18 protein-coding genes are annotated in these 18,087 nt (G+C 53.9%); 10 read left to right on the plus strand and 8 right to left on the minus strand.

Annotated elements, in window-relative coordinates:
• Positions 1-226 precede the first annotated feature (226 nt).
• The gene (locus tag ACUY4S_RS12810) at positions 227-946 is read left to right on the plus strand and encodes an LbetaH domain-containing protein (protein ID WP_312686218.1); all 720 of its coding nucleotides are present in this window, start codon (positions 227-229) and stop codon (positions 944-946) included.
• A gap of 45 nt (positions 947-991) precedes the next feature.
• Here ACUY4S_RS12810 and dcp read toward each other — a convergent pair whose 3' ends face one another.
• Entirely contained in the window at positions 992-3,037 is a 2,046-nt protein-coding gene (dcp, locus tag ACUY4S_RS12815; RefSeq protein WP_312686217.1) for a peptidyl-dipeptidase Dcp, read from the minus strand.
• Positions 3,038-3,222: 185 nt separating this feature from the next.
• On the opposite strand from dcp, the gene ydfG reads away from it, so the two are divergent.
• The 3 genes from ydfG to ydfZ all read left to right on the plus strand — a co-directional run bounded on the left by ydfG (position 3,223) and on the right by ydfZ (position 5,122).
• The gene (gene ydfG, locus ACUY4S_RS12820) at positions 3,223-3,972 is read left to right on the plus strand and encodes a bifunctional NADP-dependent 3-hydroxy acid dehydrogenase/3-hydroxypropionate dehydrogenase YdfG (protein WP_312686215.1); all 750 of its coding nucleotides are present in this window, start codon (positions 3,223-3,225) and stop codon (positions 3,970-3,972) included.
• Between the two features lie 89 nt (positions 3,973-4,061).
• A complete protein-coding gene (locus ACUY4S_RS12825) occupies positions 4,062-4,748 on the plus strand; it encodes a GntR family transcriptional regulator (RefSeq protein ID WP_458022380.1) in 687 nt (228 codons plus the stop codon).
• 170 nt (positions 4,749-4,918) lie between these two features.
• Positions 4,919-5,122 carry a putative selenium delivery protein YdfZ gene (gene ydfZ / locus ACUY4S_RS12830; RefSeq protein WP_312686211.1) on the plus strand — a complete coding sequence of 68 codons (204 nt, stop codon included), beginning with the start codon at positions 4,919-4,921 and terminating at the stop codon, positions 5,120-5,122.
• Between the two features lie 36 nt (positions 5,123-5,158).
• On the opposite strand, the gene ACUY4S_RS12835 is transcribed toward ydfZ, so the two are convergent.
• The 5 genes from ACUY4S_RS12835 to ACUY4S_RS12855 form a co-directional block, all read right to left on the minus strand.
• The gene (locus ACUY4S_RS12835) at positions 5,159-6,622 is read right to left on the minus strand and encodes a mannitol dehydrogenase family protein (protein ID WP_458022381.1); all 1,464 of its coding nucleotides are present in this window, start codon (positions 6,620-6,622) and stop codon (positions 5,159-5,161) included.
• 221 nt (positions 6,623-6,843) lie between these two features.
• Entirely contained in the window at positions 6,844-8,229 is a 1,386-nt protein-coding gene (locus tag ACUY4S_RS12840; protein ID WP_312686205.1) for an MFS transporter, read from the minus strand.
• Positions 8,230-8,285: 56 nt separating this feature from the next.
• Positions 8,286-9,302, minus strand: a complete 1,017-nt coding sequence (locus ACUY4S_RS12845) for a Zn-dependent oxidoreductase (RefSeq protein WP_458022382.1) — start codon at positions 9,300-9,302, stop codon at positions 8,286-8,288.
• A gap of 14 nt (positions 9,303-9,316) precedes the next feature.
• Positions 9,317-10,531: a starvation-sensing protein RspA gene (gene rspA, locus ACUY4S_RS12850; protein WP_312686201.1), complete on the minus strand. Its 1,215-nt coding sequence runs from the start codon at positions 10,529-10,531 to the stop codon at positions 9,317-9,319.
• Between the two features lie 111 nt (positions 10,532-10,642).
• Positions 10,643-10,969 (minus strand): YnfA family protein, encoded by a 327-nt coding sequence (locus ACUY4S_RS12855; protein WP_312686199.1) that lies wholly within the window; start codon positions 10,967-10,969, stop codon positions 10,643-10,645.
• Between the two features lie 142 nt (positions 10,970-11,111).
• Here ACUY4S_RS12855 and ACUY4S_RS12860 point away from each other — a divergent pair, with 142 nt between their 5' ends.
• Entirely contained in the window at positions 11,112-11,450 is a 339-nt protein-coding gene (locus ACUY4S_RS12860) for a DUF1283 family protein (protein WP_312686197.1), read from the plus strand.
• 51 nt (positions 11,451-11,501) lie between these two features.
• Positions 11,502-12,059: a spermidine N1-acetyltransferase gene (speG, locus tag ACUY4S_RS12865; protein ID WP_458022383.1), complete on the plus strand. Its 558-nt coding sequence runs from the start codon at positions 11,502-11,504 to the stop codon at positions 12,057-12,059.
• 17 nt (positions 12,060-12,076) lie between these two features.
• Here speG and ACUY4S_RS12870 read toward each other — a convergent pair whose 3' ends face one another.
• Together ACUY4S_RS12870 and ACUY4S_RS12875 are read right to left on the minus strand one after the other, a co-directional pair.
• Positions 12,077-12,787: a YnfC family lipoprotein gene (locus ACUY4S_RS12870; protein ID WP_458022421.1), complete on the minus strand. Its 711-nt coding sequence runs from the start codon at positions 12,785-12,787 to the stop codon at positions 12,077-12,079.
• Positions 12,788-12,872: 85 nt separating this feature from the next.
• Positions 12,873-13,490, minus strand: a complete 618-nt coding sequence (locus tag ACUY4S_RS12875) for a LysE family translocator (RefSeq protein WP_458022384.1) — start codon at positions 13,488-13,490, stop codon at positions 12,873-12,875.
• Between the two features lie 108 nt (positions 13,491-13,598).
• On the opposite strand from ACUY4S_RS12875, the gene ACUY4S_RS12880 reads away from it, so the two are divergent.
• The 4 genes from ACUY4S_RS12880 to ACUY4S_RS12895 all read left to right on the plus strand — a co-directional run bounded on the left by ACUY4S_RS12880 (position 13,599) and on the right by ACUY4S_RS12895 (position 18,086).
• The gene (locus ACUY4S_RS12880) at positions 13,599-14,522 is read left to right on the plus strand and encodes a LysR substrate-binding domain-containing protein (RefSeq protein WP_458022385.1); all 924 of its coding nucleotides are present in this window, start codon (positions 13,599-13,601) and stop codon (positions 14,520-14,522) included.
• A 69-nt stretch (positions 14,523-14,591) separates the two neighbouring features.
• Positions 14,592-14,873 (plus strand): DUF1161 domain-containing protein, encoded by a 282-nt coding sequence (locus ACUY4S_RS12885; RefSeq protein ID WP_312686189.1) that lies wholly within the window; start codon positions 14,592-14,594, stop codon positions 14,871-14,873.
• A gap of 146 nt (positions 14,874-15,019) precedes the next feature.
• Positions 15,020-17,458, plus strand: coding sequence for a selenate/tellurate reductase subunit YnfE (gene ynfE / locus ACUY4S_RS12890; protein WP_458022386.1), 2,439 nt, complete (start codon positions 15,020-15,022; stop codon positions 17,456-17,458).
• Positions 17,459-17,468: 10 nt separating this feature from the next.
• On the plus strand, positions 17,469-18,086 hold the full coding sequence (locus ACUY4S_RS12895) for a DMSO/selenate family reductase complex B subunit (protein WP_458022387.1): 618 nt from the start codon (positions 17,469-17,471) through the stop codon (positions 18,084-18,086).
• Position 18,087: the final 1 nt, after the last annotated feature.

Raw genomic sequence — 18,087 nt, forward strand, 5'->3', positions numbered from 1 at the left:
CTCACGGTATTGCGCCGACATGAAACAGGTCAATATCTCCCCACGTTATGTAACTTTTTAAAGTGTTTTGATACTTGTGCAAGCAGGTACAGGGCCTGTCAACAGGGCATGGCATCAGTTTCCCCACCAAATTCTGCCCTTGATCCGATCTGGCTATTGCATAACCATTCGCCCGCTAAACATTTTGAACGGCCTTTTCTCTTTTTTTATTGCTCACGGGTTATGTATGAACATTGATACGGATAACGATTGTCTGGGTTTTTCACCCGACCATCCGCTGGCGGAAAAATTTGATGTGCTCGCTTACCAGGACGGTCTTTTCAGTACGTTGCCGAAGGGATTTTTTCAAAACTGGCTGGGTGATGCGTCAGAAATCGGCCATATGCAAATCGGTAAATGCTCCGGTTTTGGTGTCGGTTCGATCGCAAAATACGACAGCAATGCGCAGGCATTGCGCGTGGGCCGGTTTGTTTCTGGCGGATTACGACTGCGGTTTATTCTTAACGGGCAGCATGAGACGCGTGCCATGTCCACGTCGATCATCTCTTTCCAGCATCCGGATTTGCAAAGCCCGGTCTTACCGCAATACGGTGATTCCGTCATCAAAAATGATGTCTGGATCGGTGATGAAGTGATGATGCTCGGCGGCGGAACCATTGAAGACGGCTGTATTGTCGGTGCCCGTTCGCTACTGCCACCAAACTTCACTTCCGAACCGTATGGCATTTACGTCGGTAGCCCGGCACGACTGGTGCGTTTTCGTTTTTCGGAAAAAGTGATCGAGGCTTTGCTGGATCTTGCCTGGTGGGATGCACCGAATCTGGTGAACTGGCTGAAAAGGGTCAACCGTTATTTTCTGGTTGATTTCACCCAGGATGAAGGCAAAACGCTGGCGTTACTCGCTGAAGTGAAAGAGATCAAACAAGCCTGGCTGCGTGCAGCCTGAGAGGAATACTACCGGGCACTGTGCCCGGTAGCTCAGGGTGAAATATTATTCGCTCAGGCCCCGATTTTTTAGCATCGGTTCGATCGCCGGATCGTGCCCGCGCCACTGGCGATAAAGATCGGCCAGATCGTCACTGTTACCTCGGGATAAAATCGCCTCGCGGAAACGCTGACCATTGGCTCGGCTTAAACCGCCCTGCTCAACAAACCATTGATAGCCATCGTCTGCCAGCATTTGCGTCCATAAATAGGCGTAATACCCGGCGGCATACCCCCCACCAAAGATGTGCGCGAAATAGCTGCTCCGGTAGCGCGGCGGCACCGCCGCCAGATCGAGTTTCTCTTTGCGAATCGCCTGTTGTTCAAAGCTGTCTACGTCTGTCACCGCCTCGCCATCAGCCAGACTATGCCAGTTCATATCCAGCAAAGCAGCGCTAAGTAACTCCGTCATCTCGTAGCCTTTGTTAAAGCGGGTTGCACGCAGCATTTTTTCGCGGAGCGCTTCCGGCATCGGCTCACCGGTTATGTGGTGTAACGCATAACGCGCAAAGACCTGCGGATGACTGGCCCAGTGCTCATTGATCTGCGAGGGAAACTCGACAAAGTCGCGTGGCGTATTGGTGCCGGAGAGCGAGGCATAACGCTGGCTGGCGAACAGACCATGCAGGGTGTGGCCAAACTCATGGAACAGGGTGATCACCTCATCCCAGGAGAGTAACGCGGCCTGACCGTCGGCAGGTTTCTGGTAATTACAGACGTTATAAATGACGGGCTGTGTCGCCAGCAGCGTGGATTGTTCAATAAAATTGCCCATCCATGCACCACCGCTTTTTGAGTCACGGGCATAAAAATCACCGTAAAACAGTGCCATGCCGCTACCATCTGCGTCTAAAATCTCCCATACGCGCACATCGGGATGATAAACCGGAATATCTTTACGCTCGCGAAAACGGATGCCAAACAACTCGCTGGCTGCCCAAAACACGCCTTCGGTCAGCACCGTATTGAGCGCGAAATAGGGTTTGATTTGCGACTCATCCAGCGCGTATTTCGCCAGCCGGACCTGCTCGGCGTAAAACGCCCAGTCCCATGCCTGTGCAGAGAAACCGCCCTGCTGATCGTTGATGACTTGCTGTATATCCGCCAGTTCGCGCTCGGCGCGGGCACGCGCGGCAGGGGCAATTCCGCGCATAAACGACAGTGCAGCCTGTGGCGTTTCCGCCATTTGGTCGGCAATTTTCCAGCTGGCGAAGTCAGCAAAGCCCAGTAATTTCGCTTGTTGCGCGCGTAACGCCGCCAGCCGTAACACCAGTTCACGGGTGTCGTTGGCGTCACCGCGTTGCGTACGCAGCCAACTGGCCGTGAACAGATTCTCCCGTGTTTGCCTGTCGCGCAGCGAGGCCAGCGCCGGTTGTTGCGTGGTATTGAGTAGCGACAATAACCAGCGGTTTTCCAGCCCTTTCGCCTTTGCTGCCTCCGCCGCGACAGCCAGTTCCTGTGCGCTTAATCCATCCAGTTGATGCGCGTAATCCACCACCAGACCGCCGGCTTTGTCTGCCGCCAGGAGGCGTTGGTTAAACTGGCTGGTCAGTGTTGCGGCTTCGGTATTCAGCGCTTTAAGCGTTGTTTTATCAGCCTCCGTGAGTAACGCGCCTGCCAGCACAAAACGCTGACGGGTCGTTTCGACCAGACGCAGCGACTCGCTATCCAGCCCCAGACTTTGGCGTTGCTGCCACACGGCATCGACCCGGGCAAACAGCGTGTCATCAAGGTAGATATCATTCGCCAGCCCGGCCAGCTCCGCCGAAAACGCCTCATCCAGCTGTTGCAAATAATCATTGGTATGAGCCGAGGTCATGGCAAAAAAGACATTACATACCTGATTGAGCAACTGCCCGCTACGTTCCAGCGCCAGCAGGGTGTTATCAAAACTCGCCGCTGCCGGATCCGCTGTAATCGCCGCAATTTCGCTGCGTTTTTGCTGCATTCCCTGGTCAAACGCCGGGCGATAGTGTTGCTGCTGGATTGCATCGAACTGCGGTGCCTGATAAGGCAGCGGGCTGGGGGTAAAAAATGGATTGGTAACCGACATATTTCGCTCCTGAATGCGGTGAGTTCCTTCAGAGTAGGCATCCCCTGCGCGCATCGCAATCATTAATCCCGTCTGCGCGCATCGCCGCTTTTTTTGCCACACTCTTTTCTGGATAACTTGCGTTACCGCTTATCGGCAGCGCATGCTATGGTACATCACCACAAAAAGCGTTGAGGAACAGTGAGATGATTATTCTGGTTACCGGAGCAACAGCGGGTTTTGGCGAGGGGATCACCCGCCGTTTTATTGAAAACGGCCACAAAGTCATTGCCACAGGACGCCGTCAGGAACGTTTGCAGGAGTTAAAAGACGAACTGGGCGACAACCTGTATACGGCACAACTTGATGTGCGTAACCGCGCGGCAATTGAGGCGTTAATCACTTCTCTGCCGGCTGAGTGGCGCGACATTGATGTACTGGTCAACAACGCCGGGCTGGCGCTGGGCATGGAACCGGCGCATAAGGCCAATATCGACGACTGGGAAACAATGATCGACACCAACAATAAAGGCCTCGTTTATATGACCCGTGCGGTGTTGCCTGGTATGGTCGAGCGTAAACGCGGCCATGTGATCAACATTGGTTCTACCGCCGGGAGCTGGCCGTATGCCGGCGGCAACGTTTACGGTGCCAGTAAAGCGTTTGTGCGCCAGTTCAGCCTGAACCTGCGTACTGATCTGAATGGCACGGGCGTACGCGTGACCAATATTGAGCCGGGCCTGGTGGGCGGCACAGAGTTCTCGAATGTGCGCTTTAAAGGTGACGATAACAAAGCGAGCAAGACTTACGAGAAAACCACCGCACTGACGCCGGAAGACGTTACCGAAGCGGTTTGGTGGGTGGCCACCTTACCGAAGCACGTCAATATCAACACGCTGGAAATGATGCCTGTCAGCCAGACGTATGCGGGGCTGAGCGTGCACCGCGAAGAGTAACCCCCCGCCCGGCCTGCGGGCCGGGGTATGGGATGTCGGTTAAATAAATGGTATGGTAGACAGGTTAACCCTTTAAAAAGTAAGAGCGAATGGCTGCTGAAACGCAACTCAATCCCACACAACCCGTCAATCAACAAATCTACCGCATCCTTCGGCGGGATATTGTGCATTGTCTGATCCCGCCAGGCACGCCGTTATCGGAAAAAGAGGTGTCGGTTCGCTTTGATGTCTCGCGTCAACCGGTCCGCGAAGCCTTTATTAAACTGGCGGAAAACGGCCTGATCCAGATCCGCCCGCAGCGCGGCAGCTACGTGAATAAAATTTCGATGACACAGGTCCGTAACGGGTGTTTTGTGCGCCAGGCGATTGAGTGTGCCGTTGCCCGCCGTGCAGCAACGCTTGTCACAGACAGCACCTGTTATCAGTTAGAGCAAAACCTGAATCAGCAGCGCACGGCTATCGAACGCAAGCAGTTAAACGATTTTTTTGAACTGGACGATAATTTCCACCATAAGCTGGCGCAAATTGCCGATTGTCAGCTCGCCTGGGACACCATCGAAAACATTAAAGCGACCATCGACCGTGTGCGCTATATGAGTCTCGACCATGTGTCACCGCCGGAAATGCTGCTGCGCCAGCACCTGGACATTTTCGCCGCGCTGGAAAAACGCGATGCCGATGCGGTTGATCGTGCCATGACACTGCATTTGCAAGAGATCAGCGAGTCGGTGATCACCATCCGCCAGGAAAATCGCGACTGGTTCACCGAAGAGTAATTCCCCCCTCTCCTTGTCCTGCGCCGCAGACGCATTTTTTTACCGTAAAAAAGTGTGATGTTGATCAAAAGCAAAAACTTCTCGTCTCAGAGGCGTATTGATAAACAGTCCGTCGCGGGGACGTCTTCTGCCCCGGATGATTTTGCGGATGTTAACAAGGAGAAACCACCATGATGACTTATGATCGTAACCGTAACCCTATTACTGTCGGCAGCCGTGTGATGATTAATGGCACAGGCCGGACCGGTAAAATCACTGCCATTCATGCAGAGGGATTAAATGCCGCCAAAGTGCGTCGCAGTAAAACGGTGGAAGTGGAAGGATGTGAAGGCCAGTTCGAACCGGTGGAACTGATCCGCCTGGGCCTGCACTAAATGGTGAGAATGCCGCCGCGGCGGCATTCATAACGATCACAGTGCCGCAGCGTATTGCGCCACCGTTGCTTTTGCCCCTTTCTCGAGCAGCGTCTGATACGCTTTTTGCACCTGAGCCACAAACACCGCATCTTTCGGCAGTTCATTGCCAAAAATCGCTTCGATGCCTAACAGCGCCTGCACGCGCGCTTCACCCTGCGCACTGCTGCTGACCGCAGCGTTGATGGTTGGCAGCAACGGATCGCTGACTTCAATAGCCTGCCCCTTCTCGTCCACGCCGCCCACGTAACGCATCCAGCCGGCGATACCTAACGCCAACAAGGAGAAGTCGTGCTGATGAACCCGATGCCAGCGCACTGAGTCCAGCATGCGCTGCGGCAGTTTCTGGCTACCGTCCATAGCGATTTGCCAGGTACGATGGCGCAGCGCAGTATTGCTGTAGCGGGCAATCAACAAGTCGGCGTAATGCGCCAGGTCGACGCCTTTCACTTGCAGAGTTGGTGCCTGCTCTTTCAGCATTAGCGCGTGGGCAGCGCGACGGTAATTCTCGTCTTCCATGCACTCATTAATGTGCTGATAACCGGCCAGATAGCCGAGATACGCGAGGAATGAGTGGCTGCCATTGAGCATGCGCAGTTTCATCTCTTCAAACGGGATCACATCGGCTACCAGTTCGGCACCCGCTTTTTCCCAGGCCGGACGACCAGCAACAAAATTGTCTTCGATCACCCACTGGCGGAACGGTTCACAGGCCACTCCCGCCGGATCGCGCACGCCCGTCAGTTGCGCGATCTTCTCCAGCGTTTCGGCTGTCACCGCAGGCACAATGCGATCCACCATTGTGGAGGGGAAGGTGACATTCGCTTCGATCCAGTCCGCCAGATCTGCATTCACCGCGCGGGCATAAGCGCAGACAACATTGCGCGTGATATGGCCATTTTCCGGCATGTTATCGCAAGACATCACTGTAAAGGCCGGCAGGCCCGCCGCCTTACGACGCGCCAGGGCTTCAACAATCACTCCCACGGCGGATTTCGGTTGCTGTGGGTTTTGCAAATCGGCAGCAATCAATGGGTTTTCCAGTACCAGTTTCCCCGTCGCCGGAGAGTGGCAGTAGCCCTTCTCGGTGATGGTCAGCGACACAATCGCTACTTGCGGCTCACACATCGCCGCCAGCACCGTCTCCAGACCATCGACCTGGGCATGAAGCGCTCGTTTCACCACACCCACAACGCGGGCAGTCCATGCATCGGCTGACATTTCCGCCACGGTGTAGAGGTTATCCTGCTGCTTCAAATCGGCGATTGGTTGCTCGCCACCGATCAGATTCACTTCACAGTAACCCCAATCACTGCCGTGCTCTGCCGCGAGAATATCGGCATACACGGACTGGTGCGCGCGGTGAAACGCGCCAAAACCCAGGTGCACAATCCGCGTCTGCAATGCGTCGCGGTGATAGTGAGGACGTGTTGCTTTCGCGTGTAGTAACTGATTTTCCATAGTTGCGACTCGTTAATAGATAAAGCGAAAATCCCTGTCCGCAGAAGGCTGGTAGCGGTGAACGCTCCGGCCTCCTGCTGACTACATGAACTAGAATGGTAGTAAGGTGAAAAAAATTATGTCGTTCACCATACCAATTGTTGGAAGCTAAACATTGATTTACGTTAACTTTTACCGAAGTGGTGTAATACAAAAAAAAAGTTATGTGACAGCATTATGGTTTAACGACCAGGTTGTAAACCAGAATACCGCTGCGCATCTGTCACAATCTGCGGCTCGGCCGCATCTTCCAGAATATTCAAATCACGGTCGCGCACTTCCGGCATCAATACGGCAGAGAGGAGACCAATCAGTGAGTAAACGATCAGCATCACCACAATCGGCCACCAGGAACCGGTCATATTACAGAAGATCCCCGCCAGTACTGGGCCAAAACCGACCGCCACCAGACCGCCCGCTTCTTTGGAGATAGCCATACGGGTAAAACGATTCCGTGAGCCAAACATCTCCGCCATGGTGATGTTTTCCAGGGCAAACAGCCCCAGCACAGCAAAGTTATGGATGACAATCATCGACAACATGATGACGCCAGGGCTGTAGCTCTTATCGACGATAATCGACATCATCGGGTACGCGAGAATAATCGCCGAAATGCACAGGCAGATATAAGGTAAACGGCGCCCGACCTTATCAGACAACCACCCCAGCAGCGGTATGGTGAGAAAACCGATGATGGAACTGATCATCAGCGCATCGGTGGGAATACGTTTTTCAAACAGCAGGGTCTGCACCAGGTAGCCCGCCAGAAAGGTCTGGATCAGGCCAGAGTTCCCTGCCTGTCCAAAACGTAACCCGGTCGCCAGCCAGAACGACTTACTGGTAAACATCGCGCCCAGCCCCGTTTCCGCAGGCTGCGTTTTGACCGGAGCGTGATCACCTTCATGCACTTGTTCAAATACAGGGCTTTCTTTCAGGTTCATACGCAGCCAGATTGCAAAGATCATCACGACTACGCTTGCGATAAACGGCACACGCCATCCCCAGGCCAGCAGTTCAGTACGATCCAGCGTGAAGAACATCACAGCCCAAATTGCCGTTGCGCTTAGGGTGCCGCAGTTGGTGCCCATTGCCACCAGTGAAGAGATCACCCCGCGTTTCCCTTTTGGTGCATACTCCGCAAGCATAGTACCCGCGCCGGAGATTTCCGCACCGGCCCCCAGTCCCTGAATAATGCGCAACGTGACCAGTAAAACCGGCGCGAGAATACCAATTTGTGCATAGGTCGGCAGCACCCCGATAAGCGTGGTGCAAATCCCCATCATCGTAATGGTGATAAACAGCACTTTTTTACGCCCAATCCGGTCGCCCATTTTACCGAAGATAAATGCCCCGATGATACGCGCTACATACCCGGCCCCGTAGGTACCCATTGCCAGAATCAGCGCCATTGCCGCCGACTGTTCCGGGAAAAAGATCTCATGAAACACCAGCGCCGCACCGAGTGAGTAGAGCTGGAAATCCATAAATTCCAGCGCCGTCCCCAACCAGCCGGACACCGCCGCTTTTACCAGATCCGAGGTCGTTCTTTCAGCTTTAACTTGTGTCATAATCGCAATCTCGAAAAAAAGGATATGCGTACCGCTTAACCGCATTGTTATTGTATTTAATTGAACGTTAACAAGACCTTACAGCACTTGCGTTGGTCTTTTTCGAACAGTTCAATCGCATCGGTGACATGTTGATAGTGAAATTTATGCGTCACTAACCGGGTGGGATCGATAAGCCCGCGTTCCATCCAGTCGATCACCACCGGGAACTTCCCGGCATTGAGGCGCGATGAAAAAATGGATAGCTCTTTGCCGGTAATGCCCTGCTGGACAATCTGGCTGGGATCGCTGGAGAATCCCATAATCACAATGCGCGCAGCAGGTGATGCCAGCGCAATCGCTTCCTGCAAAATCGACGGATGGCAGGCAGCATCCACAATCAGTGTTGGTTTGATCCCCTTCTCTGCCAGCGCCTCCTGTAAGGATTGCTTGCTATTGTTGATAACCCAGTCCGCACCGCTGTTGCGCGCCATAGCAAGACGTTCGTCAATACGGTCTGCGACAATGACCTGCTTTACCTTGTAAACGCCTTTTAACGCCTGCACAGTGGTCAGCCCCATCGGACCTGCGCCATAAATCAGCGCAATATCCTGTTCCATAGGGTTCACCTGTCCAGTGACGTTGGCCGCAATGGTAAAAGGCTCAATCATCACTGCGTTCTCGTCAGGAATGGTTTCCGGAATGAGCCATGCATTCGCCGCCGGGACAACCGCGTATTCACTGAACCCACCATCACGGTGTACGCCCAACACAACCAATGACGTACATACGTTTGGTTTACCAATCGAACACGGGTAGCAGTGGCCGCAGCTGATCACTGGATCAACCGACACGCGTTCACCCACTCGCTCCGGCGATACCCCCTCACCCACAGCATCAATCAGACCGAAAAATTCATGCCCGATAACGCGCGGATATTTTGCGAAGGGGTTATGCCCACGGTAGATATGGCTGTCAGAACCGCAGATTCCTGCCAGCTTCACATTGACGCGCACTTCTCCCGCTGCCGGTTGTGGTAACGGTCTGTCGGCGAGTACAAGTTGATTGGGTTGTTCTATCACCACACTTTTCATTTCGCGCTCCTCGGTTACCAGTTCCACAGGGTGCCATCTTCCAGTCTGGCGACGGGCAGATAAGCCGGATCGTAGGGGTATTTCGCCGCCTGTTTTTCATCAAACTCAATGCCCAGCCCAGGCTTGTCGCCGGGGTGCATATAGCCGTTGTCAAAACGCCAGTTATGCGGGAAGACTTCCAGCATTTGCCCGGAATAGCCCATATATTCCTGCACGCCAAAGTTTGGCACCCACAGATCGAAGTGCAGCGCGGCAGCATGACAAATTGGCGACAAATCAGACGGACCGTGCGATCCCGTGCGTACCTGGTAGAGTGAGGCAAAATCGGCAATACGGCGCATTCCCGTGATCCCGCCGGCATGGGTAATGGTGGTGCGGATATAGTCGATCAGTTGCTCTTCAATAAGCTGCTTGCAATCCCAGATGCTGTTAAACACCTCACCAACGGCAATTGGGGTGACGGTATGCTGGCGTATCAGACGGAAGCATTCCTGATTTTCCGCCGGGGTAGGATCTTCCATCCAGAACAGGCGGTACGCTTCAATACTTTTGCCAAAGCGCGCTGCTTCAATCGGCGTCAGGCGGTGGTGCATGTCGTGTAGCAGATGCTCATTAAAGCCAAATTTACTGCGCACGGCGTCAAACAGCTTCGGCGTAAAATCGAGGTATTTTTCGGTCGACCAGAGCTGCTCTTCCGGCCACTGGCCTTTGGTGGCTGGCTCGTAGGCCTGGCCTTTGCCCTTTGCCATTCCATAGGTGGTTTTCATCCCCGGCACACCGCACTGGACGCGAATCGCTTTGAAACCCATCTCTTTATGACGGGCGTAATCGTCCAGCACTTCGTCAATGGAATGGCCTGTAGTGTGGCAGTAGACCATTACCCCCTCGCGCGAGGCGCCGCCCAGTAACTGATAGAGCGGCATATTGGCCGCTTTGGCTTTGATATCCCATAACGCCATGTCGATAGCGGAAATTGCCGACATGGTCACCGGGCCGCGACGCCAGTACGCGCCTTTATAGAAAAATTGCCAGATATCCTCGATGCGGTGTGCATCGCGCCCAATCAGCTGCGGGCAGAGGTGATCTTTCAGATAGGACGCGACAGACAGTTCGCGGCCGTTAAGAGTGGCATCGCCCAGCCCGACAATGCCTTCATCCGTGGTGATTTTTAAGGTGACAAAATTGCGCCCAGGACAGGTAACAAAGACTTCAGCCCCTATGATTTTCATTCCGCGATTCCTTACATCGTTTAACGTGATGCCGGGAATTTACTCGCCTGAACTACTACCATACAAGTATATCGATCAAAAAAGCGGCGGGGGATCACAAAAAATCCGCCGCTATACGCGCCCCCATCCGGCAACAATGATTAACATACCGCACAAGGCTACCACCGCGCCGAGCCAGTCATACGCGCTCAACTTGACGCCATCTACCACGCGTAGCCAGAGTAGCGCCGTACAGACATAGACGCCGCCATAAGCAGCATATACCCGGCCGCTGGCAGCGGGGTGCAACGTCAGCAACCAGACAAACATCACCAGCGCCAGCGCTGCGGGTGCCAGCAGTAACGGGCTGGCACCGCGTTTTAGCCATAGCCAGGGGAGGAAGCAACCAAGGATTTCGCACAAGGCAGTGGCAAAGAAAAGAAGGGTCGTTTTGAGCATTTTCGGCACGTTTATTCAATCACGGTTGAACCATCATACATGATAATGCTCTGACTACTGTTCTCCCTGGCTATTCGCCATGGCCGGGATGGCTTAGAATAAACAGGTACGTCTTTTGTTTATCCCATATAAGGAAATCGCAATGACAACTCCACTTAGCAAACGCCTGTGCCTCACCGCAATGCTGACGCTGGGTGCCATCGTGTACACCACTTCTGCACTGGCTGAAACAAACCGTCTGGTGATTGAATCCGGCGATAACGCGCAAAGCCGCCAGAACGCCGCGATGGAAAAAGAGCAATGGAATGACACCCGCAGTCTGCGCCATAAGGTCAACAAACGCGCAGAAAAAGAGTGGGACAAAACCGACGTTGCATTCGATGCGCAAGATAACTGCCAGAAGAGCACTAACGTCAATGCTTACTGGGAACCCAATACCTTACGCTGCCTCGATCGCCGCACCGGTCGCCAAATCCAGTAACCTGTTTGGGCGCCTTCAGCGCCCGCTTCCCTCTTCGCAAAAGGATTGCCTGTGAGTGACAATCATCCTGTCCGCCTGCGCCCGCTTGAGCGCGAGGATCTGCGTTTCGTCCATCAGCTTGATAACAATGCCAGCGTGATGCGCTACTGGTTCGAAGAACCCTACGAAGCCTTCGTTGAGCTGTCGGATCTGTACGATAAACATATTCACGATCAGAGCGAACGCCGTTTTGTCGTTGAGAGTAACGGCGAAAAAGTCGGTTTGGTGGAACTGGTAGAGATCAATCACGTTCACCGCCGGGCAGAGTTTCAGATCATCATTTCACCCGAACATCAGGGGAAAGGGCTGGCGACCAAAGCGGCAAAACTGGCGATGGATTATGGCTTTACCGTGCTCAATCTCTACAAGCTTTATCTCATCGTCGATAAGGAAAATGAGAAAGCGATTCACATCTATCGCAAGCTGGGGTTTGAAGTGGAAGGCGAGTTAATTCACGAGTTCTTTATTAATGGCGAATATCGCAACACTATTCGCATGTGCCTGTTCCAGCACCAGTACCTGGCCGAACATAAAACCGGCGCGACATTGTTAAAACCCACCGCGCAGTAAGCGCGGTGGTTGCAGCATCAATAATATTCGATGGTATTTTTGATGCTGAATTTATGCTCCACAACAGGCGTAACACTCTCGTCACGTGTGACAAGGCTGCAGCTCACCGGGTTGTCGTGGCTGTCGTAGTCGCAGGTCTGTTTCACCTCGCCGAGCGGTTTATCATTCAGCGTGCTGACTGCGGTGTAATCCAGTTTTTTGCGTTTGTCTTTCGACGGCGTAGACGCCACCGTCAGGTGCGCATCTTTTGAGGTGGTGGATTTACCCAGCGGATAGCCTTCCTCGTCGTAGCGGTATTTCACTTCCATCTCTCTGCCGCGCGCCAGCACAATAAAACCGTTATCGTCGGTATCCCAGGTGACGCCAGCCGCCGGAAACTCCGCTAACTGACATTTGCCTTGCAAGCGCAGACGTTTTTCCTGCGATTCCGCATCAATATAATAATTGGCATCCAGCACCAGTGACACGCCGCTGTTATTCTCCACATCGTGCAGTTCCAGCTTATCGAAACAGCCCTCTTTCGACAGCGTGCCGGTGACGCGTTTAGCGACCTCGCCCTTTTCATTTAGCAACGTCTGGCTGAAATCTTTAACCGGGCCGCGCAGCGGATCAAAATCAAATTCATTGGAAAAGCTGGCCATTTCTGGCGTATACGAGACAGGTCCTTTAGCGTCGTCACACCCGGCAATCAGAGCCGCCAGTGCGATAACCAATAGCTGTTTTTTCAACGGGTTCACCACATTTTTCTTTTGTATTGCACTTATAGTAGCAAATCCTTTCTAAGATAGGGCAATCACATCGTGACTTACCGGTTTAATGCGCCCTCAATGCCATAAAGGAGTACCCTGCTCCGGCAATGCCAATCACCAGTAATATCAACGACGATAGCCGGGCAAAGCGGTAGCTTTGCGTGACGGGTAACCAGCGTTTGATGGCGATGATATAGAGCGATAACACGCTAAAATCAAGCAGGATCCACAGTGTCGAAAGAATCGTCACGCTGGCGATAAAATCGCGGGTTATGGCAATAAATTGCGGGAAAAAAGCGATAAAAAAAAGGATATCCTTCGGGTTTGCCATTCCGGTCATAAAACCCTGAAAAAAGCCTCCCTGTGCGTTACCTTTTCGCGGCTCTGCGGCGCCCTGGCGTAACGCCGTTAGCGAACTGGCGGTGATAAATAATGATCCGCCCAGAGCAACCATATTGAGTAAGAACGGTGAGAGCGAAACCGCGCCCGCGAGAACCATGATCGCCAGCGCAATCAGCACCAGCGAAGCAAGGTGCGTCCCCAGCGCGGTCAAAAAGGCACGGGCATAGCTGCCCCGTGCTGCCGTACCGCTAACCAGCAACACCACTGGCCCGGGTGTAAATAGCAGTGTTAAGACAGCGGCGATATACGCCCACAGCAGCAATACGTTGACTGGCGGCATCTTTCTCTCCTGGCGGTTTTGCGTTGAGTATCCGCCAAATTCAGTGGCTTGAAAAACGAGTAAAAGTGCCGTTATATGCGGCTTAAAACTCACAATTGACACCACAACATGAACCAGACCATGCCGCCGCTTTACGCCTTACGTGCATTTTCCGTAGCCGCTCAAATGAACTCCTTTAGTCAGGCCGCACTTTTTCTCAACGTCACGCCAGGCGCGATCAGTCGGCATATTCGCACACTTGAGGCGTGGTTTGAGTGCCGTCTGTTTGAGCGACACGGCCCTAAAATCCGCCTGACAGACGCGGGCCAGCAACTGGCTGCGCGCCTGCAGGAAGGGTTTATGCAGCTGGAAAACGCCTGCCAGACGCTGCGCCGCAACCACCGCCAGCTGCGGCTGAAAGCGCCCTCGACACTGACCATGCGCTGGCTTTTAAATCAGTTAGGCGAGTTTCGCGCTCATCACAGTACGCCAGTCATTGAGATCAGCAGCGTCTGGATGGATATAGACGTGGTGGATTTCCGTACAGAGCCTTTTGATTGCGCTATTTTGCTTGGCGATGGCCGGTTCGGCGAACACACCCAGAGTTTACGCTTGTTTGATGAGTACCTTATCCCGTTCTGCGCCCCGGCTTTGCTGGCCCCGGCGCAAAACAACCTGGCGCAATGCACGCTTATTCACCCATCGCGGGATCGGCGCGACTGGCGACGCTGGCTGGCTGGCACCGGGCAATTCCCCCACCTCAATCTCACGGAGGGCCTGCTCTTTGACACCCTCGAACAGGGGCTTCAGGCCGCGATCGGCGGTCACGGTGTGACCATTGGCGATGTGCTGTTAAGCCAGCAGGCCCTGGCGCAAAATCTGCTGGCGATCCCGTACCCTCAGGCAATCACAACCGGTGACAGCTACTGGCTGGTATGGCCGAAAGATTCGCCCCGCCTCAATAACATTGCTTTGCTTGGTGAGTTTCTGCTCGCGAGAACGCCGTCAACCCTGCCTGAGGGCATTGCCTGCGACGCCGCCTTCATCAGATGATTCAGAGATTTACCTTGTCACGGCGCCAGAGGTGCTAAGCTTAGGGCGGGCATTTAAAAGGAGATGAAGATGCAATATAAACGTTGGTTTTGTGCGTTACTGCTGGTGGGATCGCTTCCTGCTGTTGCTGCACCGGACTCCTGCGAGCGCGTCAAAACGGATATCCAGCAGCGCATCATTAATAACGGTGTCCCGGAATCGGGTTTCAGCCTGACGATTGTGCCGAATGACCAGGCCGATCAGACGGGCGCTCAGGTTGTCGGTCACTGCGCTAATGACAGTTATAAAATTCTTTATACCCGCACCAATGGCGCTGCCCCGCAGGGCGAACAGAGCGCCGGCTCGCAATAACGCTTTCCCCCTGAATATCAGGGGGATCTCCCTCGACTTGATCGTGATTAAGACTTTTCTACCCCCTGCTGGGTAGGATGACCCCATTATTAGCCTGCTTTTAATACCGCAGGTAATTTCTTTTATAAATAATAATGGAGTGAGCTATGTCTGAAAGCGAACACAGCGGCGGCATCAGCCGACGAACGCTGGTGAAGTCGACCGCCCTCGGGTCGCTGGCACTGGCAGCAGGAAGTTTTCATCTCCCTTTTGGTATGCGTTCCGCTGCCGCCGCCGTGCAACAAGCCATGCAGCCCGCAACGGACAAAGTGGTGTGGGGAGCCTGTTCGGTCAACTGTGGAAGCCGCTGCGCACTGCGGTTGCATGTGCGGGATGATGAAGTCTACTGGGTAGAAACCGACAACACCGGCGACGATCACTATGGCAACCACCAGGTGCGCGCCTGCCTGCGCGGGCGTTCTATTCGTCGGCGGATTAATCACCCCGATCGCCTGAATTACCCGATGAAACGCGTCGGTAAGCGCGGTGAAGGCAAGTTCGAGCGCATCAGTTGGGACGAAGCGCTGGACACCATTGCTAACAGCTTAAAAGGCGTGGTGCAGAAATACGGCAATGAGGCCGTGTACATTAATTATTCGTCCGGCATCGTCGGCGGCAACATCACCCGCTCCTCGCCTTCCGCCTCTATTATTGCCCGCCTGATGGCAATGTACGGCGGCTTCCTTGGGCAATATGGCACCTACAGCACGGCGCAGATCGCCTGCGCCATGCCTTACACGTACGGTTCCAACGAAGGCAATAGCACCTCAGATATTGAAAACACCAGGTTGGTGGTGATGTTCGGCAACAACCCGGCTGAAACCCGTATGAGCGGCGGTGGCATCACCTGGTTTCTTGAGCAAGCGCGGGAACGTTCGAATGCACGTATGGTGGTGATTGATCCGCGCTACACCGATACCGCCGCCGGGCGCGAAGATGAGTGGATACCGATCCGTCCCGGCACCGATGCCGCACTGGTGGCGGGAATGGCCTGGGTGTTGATCACGGAAAATCTTGTCGATCAACCGTTTCTTGATACCTATTGCGTCGGTTACGACGAGAAAACCCTGCCGGCAGACGCGCCGGCAAATGGCCATTACAAAGCATACATACTGGGCCAGGGCGATGACGGCGTCGCGAAAACACCGCAGTGGGCATCTCAAATAACCGGTATTCCGGCGGACAAAATCATTAAGCTGGCCCGTGAAATCGGCGCCAGCAAACCGGCTTATATTTGCCAGGGATGGGGGCCGCAACGGCAGGCGAATGGCGAATTGACCTCGCGCGCGATCGCCATGTTGCCTATCCTGACCGGTAACGTCGGAATTAATGGCGGCAACAGTGGCGCACGTGAGTCGACCTACACCATTACCATTGAACGCATGCCGATGCCGGAAAACCCGGTCAAAACGGCAATCTCCTGTTTCAGTTGGACTGACGCCATTGCCCGCGGCCCGGAAATGACCGCTACCCGCGACGGTGTACGCGGTAAAGATAAACTGGATGTGCCGATAAAATTTATCTGGAACTACGCCGGTAACACCCTTACTAATCAGCATGGGGATATCAACAAAACCCACGATATCCTGCAGGATGACAGTAAATGCGAAATGATAGTGGTCATTGAGAACTTTATGACCTCATCAGCTATGTATGCCGATATTCTGCTGCCCGATTTAATGACCGTTGAGCAGGAGGACATTATTCCCAATGATTACGCCGGTAATATGGGCTATCTGATTTTCCTGCAACCCGTCACCCGCGCTAAATTCGAGCGAAAACCCATCTACTGGATCACCAGTGAAATCGCCCGTCGTCTGGGGCCGGATATTTACCAGCGCTTTACTGAAGGCCGCACGCAGGAGGAGTGGCTGAAATATCTGTATGCCAAAATGGTTGCCAAAGATCCGCAGCTTCCCGCTTACGAGGCGCTGAAAGCGATGGGGATTTATAAGCGTAAAGATCCGAACGGTCACTTTGTTGCCTATAAAAAATTCCGCGATGATCCGCAGGCCAACCCATTGAAAACCCCCTCCGGTAAAATCGAGATCTACTCCAGTCGGCTGGCGCAGATTGCCAATACATGGGAGCTGGAAAAAGACGAAGTCATCAGCCCGTTACCGGTTTACGCCTCCACCTTCGAAGGCTGGGACTCCCCGGCGCGCAAACACTACCCGCTGCAACTCTTCGGCTTTCACTACAAAGCCCGCACGCACTCCAGCTACGGCAACATCGATGTTCTCAAAGAAGCCTGCCGCCAGGAGGTGTGGCTCAATCCGATTGATGCGCAACAGCGCGGTATTGCCAATGGCGATCTGGTGCGCGTGTTTAACGAACGCGGCGAAGTGCGTATTGCCGCCAAAGTCACGCCGCGCATTATGCCGGGCGTCAGCGCGATGGGCCAGGGCGCATGGCACCAGGCCAGCATGGACGGCGATCGCATCGACCACGGCGGCTGCGTGAATACGCTGACCACCCATCGCCCTTCGCCGCTGGCAAAAGGCAATCCGCAGCATACCAATCTGGTCGAGATCGAAAAGGTTTAAGGAGTAACCGATGACAACGCAGTATGGTTTTTTTATTGATTCTGCCCGCTGCACCGGTTGCAAAACCTGTGAGCTGGCCTGTAAGGATTACAAAGACTTAACGCCGGATGTCAGCTTTCGCCGGGTGTATGAATATGCGGGTGGTAACTGGCAGGAAGATAACGGAGTCTGGCAGCAAAATGTATTTGCGTATTACCTCTCAATCTCTTGCAACCATTGTGACGATCCCGCCTGTACCAAAGTCTGCCCGAGCGGCGCAATGCACAAACGCGAAGACGGTTTAGTGGTGGTAGATGAAGATGTCTGCATCGGGTGCCGTTATTGCCATATGGCCTGCCCGTATGGCGCACCGCAATATAACGCCGCCAAAGGCCATATGACCAAGTGCGACGGTTGCTACGACCGCGTCGCTAAGGGGCTTAAACCGATATGTGTTGAATCCTGCCCTTTACGTGCGCTCGACTTTGGCCCGATCGATACACTACGCAAACAGCACGGCGAGCTGGCGGCGATCGCGCCGTTCCCGGCTTCGCACTTTACCCGGCCAAATATCGTCATTAAACCCAACGCCAACAGCCGCCCAACCGGGGACACAACCGGTTATCTGGCCAACCCTCAGGAGGTATAAA

The organism is Kosakonia beeri, from assembly GCF_054165705.1.

What these genes read in the sequence shown, in the direction of transcription:
- ACUY4S_RS12810 (WP_312686218.1), top strand. Translation starts at nt 227, where the DNA reads ATGAACATTGATACGGATAACGATTGTCTGGGTTTTTCACCCGACCAT.
- dcp (WP_312686217.1), bottom strand. Translation starts at nt 3,037, where the DNA reads ATGTCGGTTACCAATCCATTTTTTACCCCCAGCCCGCTGCCTTATCAG.
- ydfG (WP_312686215.1), top strand. Translation starts at nt 3,223, where the DNA reads ATGATTATTCTGGTTACCGGAGCAACAGCGGGTTTTGGCGAGGGGATC.
- ACUY4S_RS12825 (WP_458022380.1), top strand. Translation starts at nt 4,062, where the DNA reads ATGGCTGCTGAAACGCAACTCAATCCCACACAACCCGTCAATCAACAA.
- ydfZ (WP_312686211.1), top strand. Translation starts at nt 4,919, where the DNA reads ATGATGACTTATGATCGTAACCGTAACCCTATTACTGTCGGCAGCCGT.
- ACUY4S_RS12835 (WP_458022381.1), bottom strand. Translation starts at nt 6,622, where the DNA reads ATGGAAAATCAGTTACTACACGCGAAAGCAACACGTCCTCACTATCAC.
- ACUY4S_RS12840 (WP_312686205.1), bottom strand. Translation starts at nt 8,229, where the DNA reads ATGACACAAGTTAAAGCTGAAAGAACGACCTCGGATCTGGTAAAAGCG.
- ACUY4S_RS12845 (WP_458022382.1), bottom strand. Translation starts at nt 9,302, where the DNA reads ATGAAAAGTGTGGTGATAGAACAACCCAATCAACTTGTACTCGCCGAC.
- rspA (WP_312686201.1), bottom strand. Translation starts at nt 10,531, where the DNA reads ATGAAAATCATAGGGGCTGAAGTCTTTGTTACCTGTCCTGGGCGCAAT.
- ACUY4S_RS12855 (WP_312686199.1), bottom strand. Translation starts at nt 10,969, where the DNA reads ATGCTCAAAACGACCCTTCTTTTCTTTGCCACTGCCTTGTGCGAAATC.
- ACUY4S_RS12860 (WP_312686197.1), top strand. Translation starts at nt 11,112, where the DNA reads ATGACAACTCCACTTAGCAAACGCCTGTGCCTCACCGCAATGCTGACG.
- ACUY4S_RS12875 (WP_458022384.1), bottom strand. Translation starts at nt 13,490, where the DNA reads ATGCCGCCAGTCAACGTATTGCTGCTGTGGGCGTATATCGCCGCTGTC.
- ACUY4S_RS12880 (WP_458022385.1), top strand. Translation starts at nt 13,599, where the DNA reads ATGAACCAGACCATGCCGCCGCTTTACGCCTTACGTGCATTTTCCGTA.
- ACUY4S_RS12885 (WP_312686189.1), top strand. Translation starts at nt 14,592, where the DNA reads ATGCAATATAAACGTTGGTTTTGTGCGTTACTGCTGGTGGGATCGCTT.
- ynfE (WP_458022386.1), top strand. Translation starts at nt 15,020, where the DNA reads ATGTCTGAAAGCGAACACAGCGGCGGCATCAGCCGACGAACGCTGGTG.
- ACUY4S_RS12895 (WP_458022387.1), top strand. Translation starts at nt 17,469, where the DNA reads ATGACAACGCAGTATGGTTTTTTTATTGATTCTGCCCGCTGCACCGGT.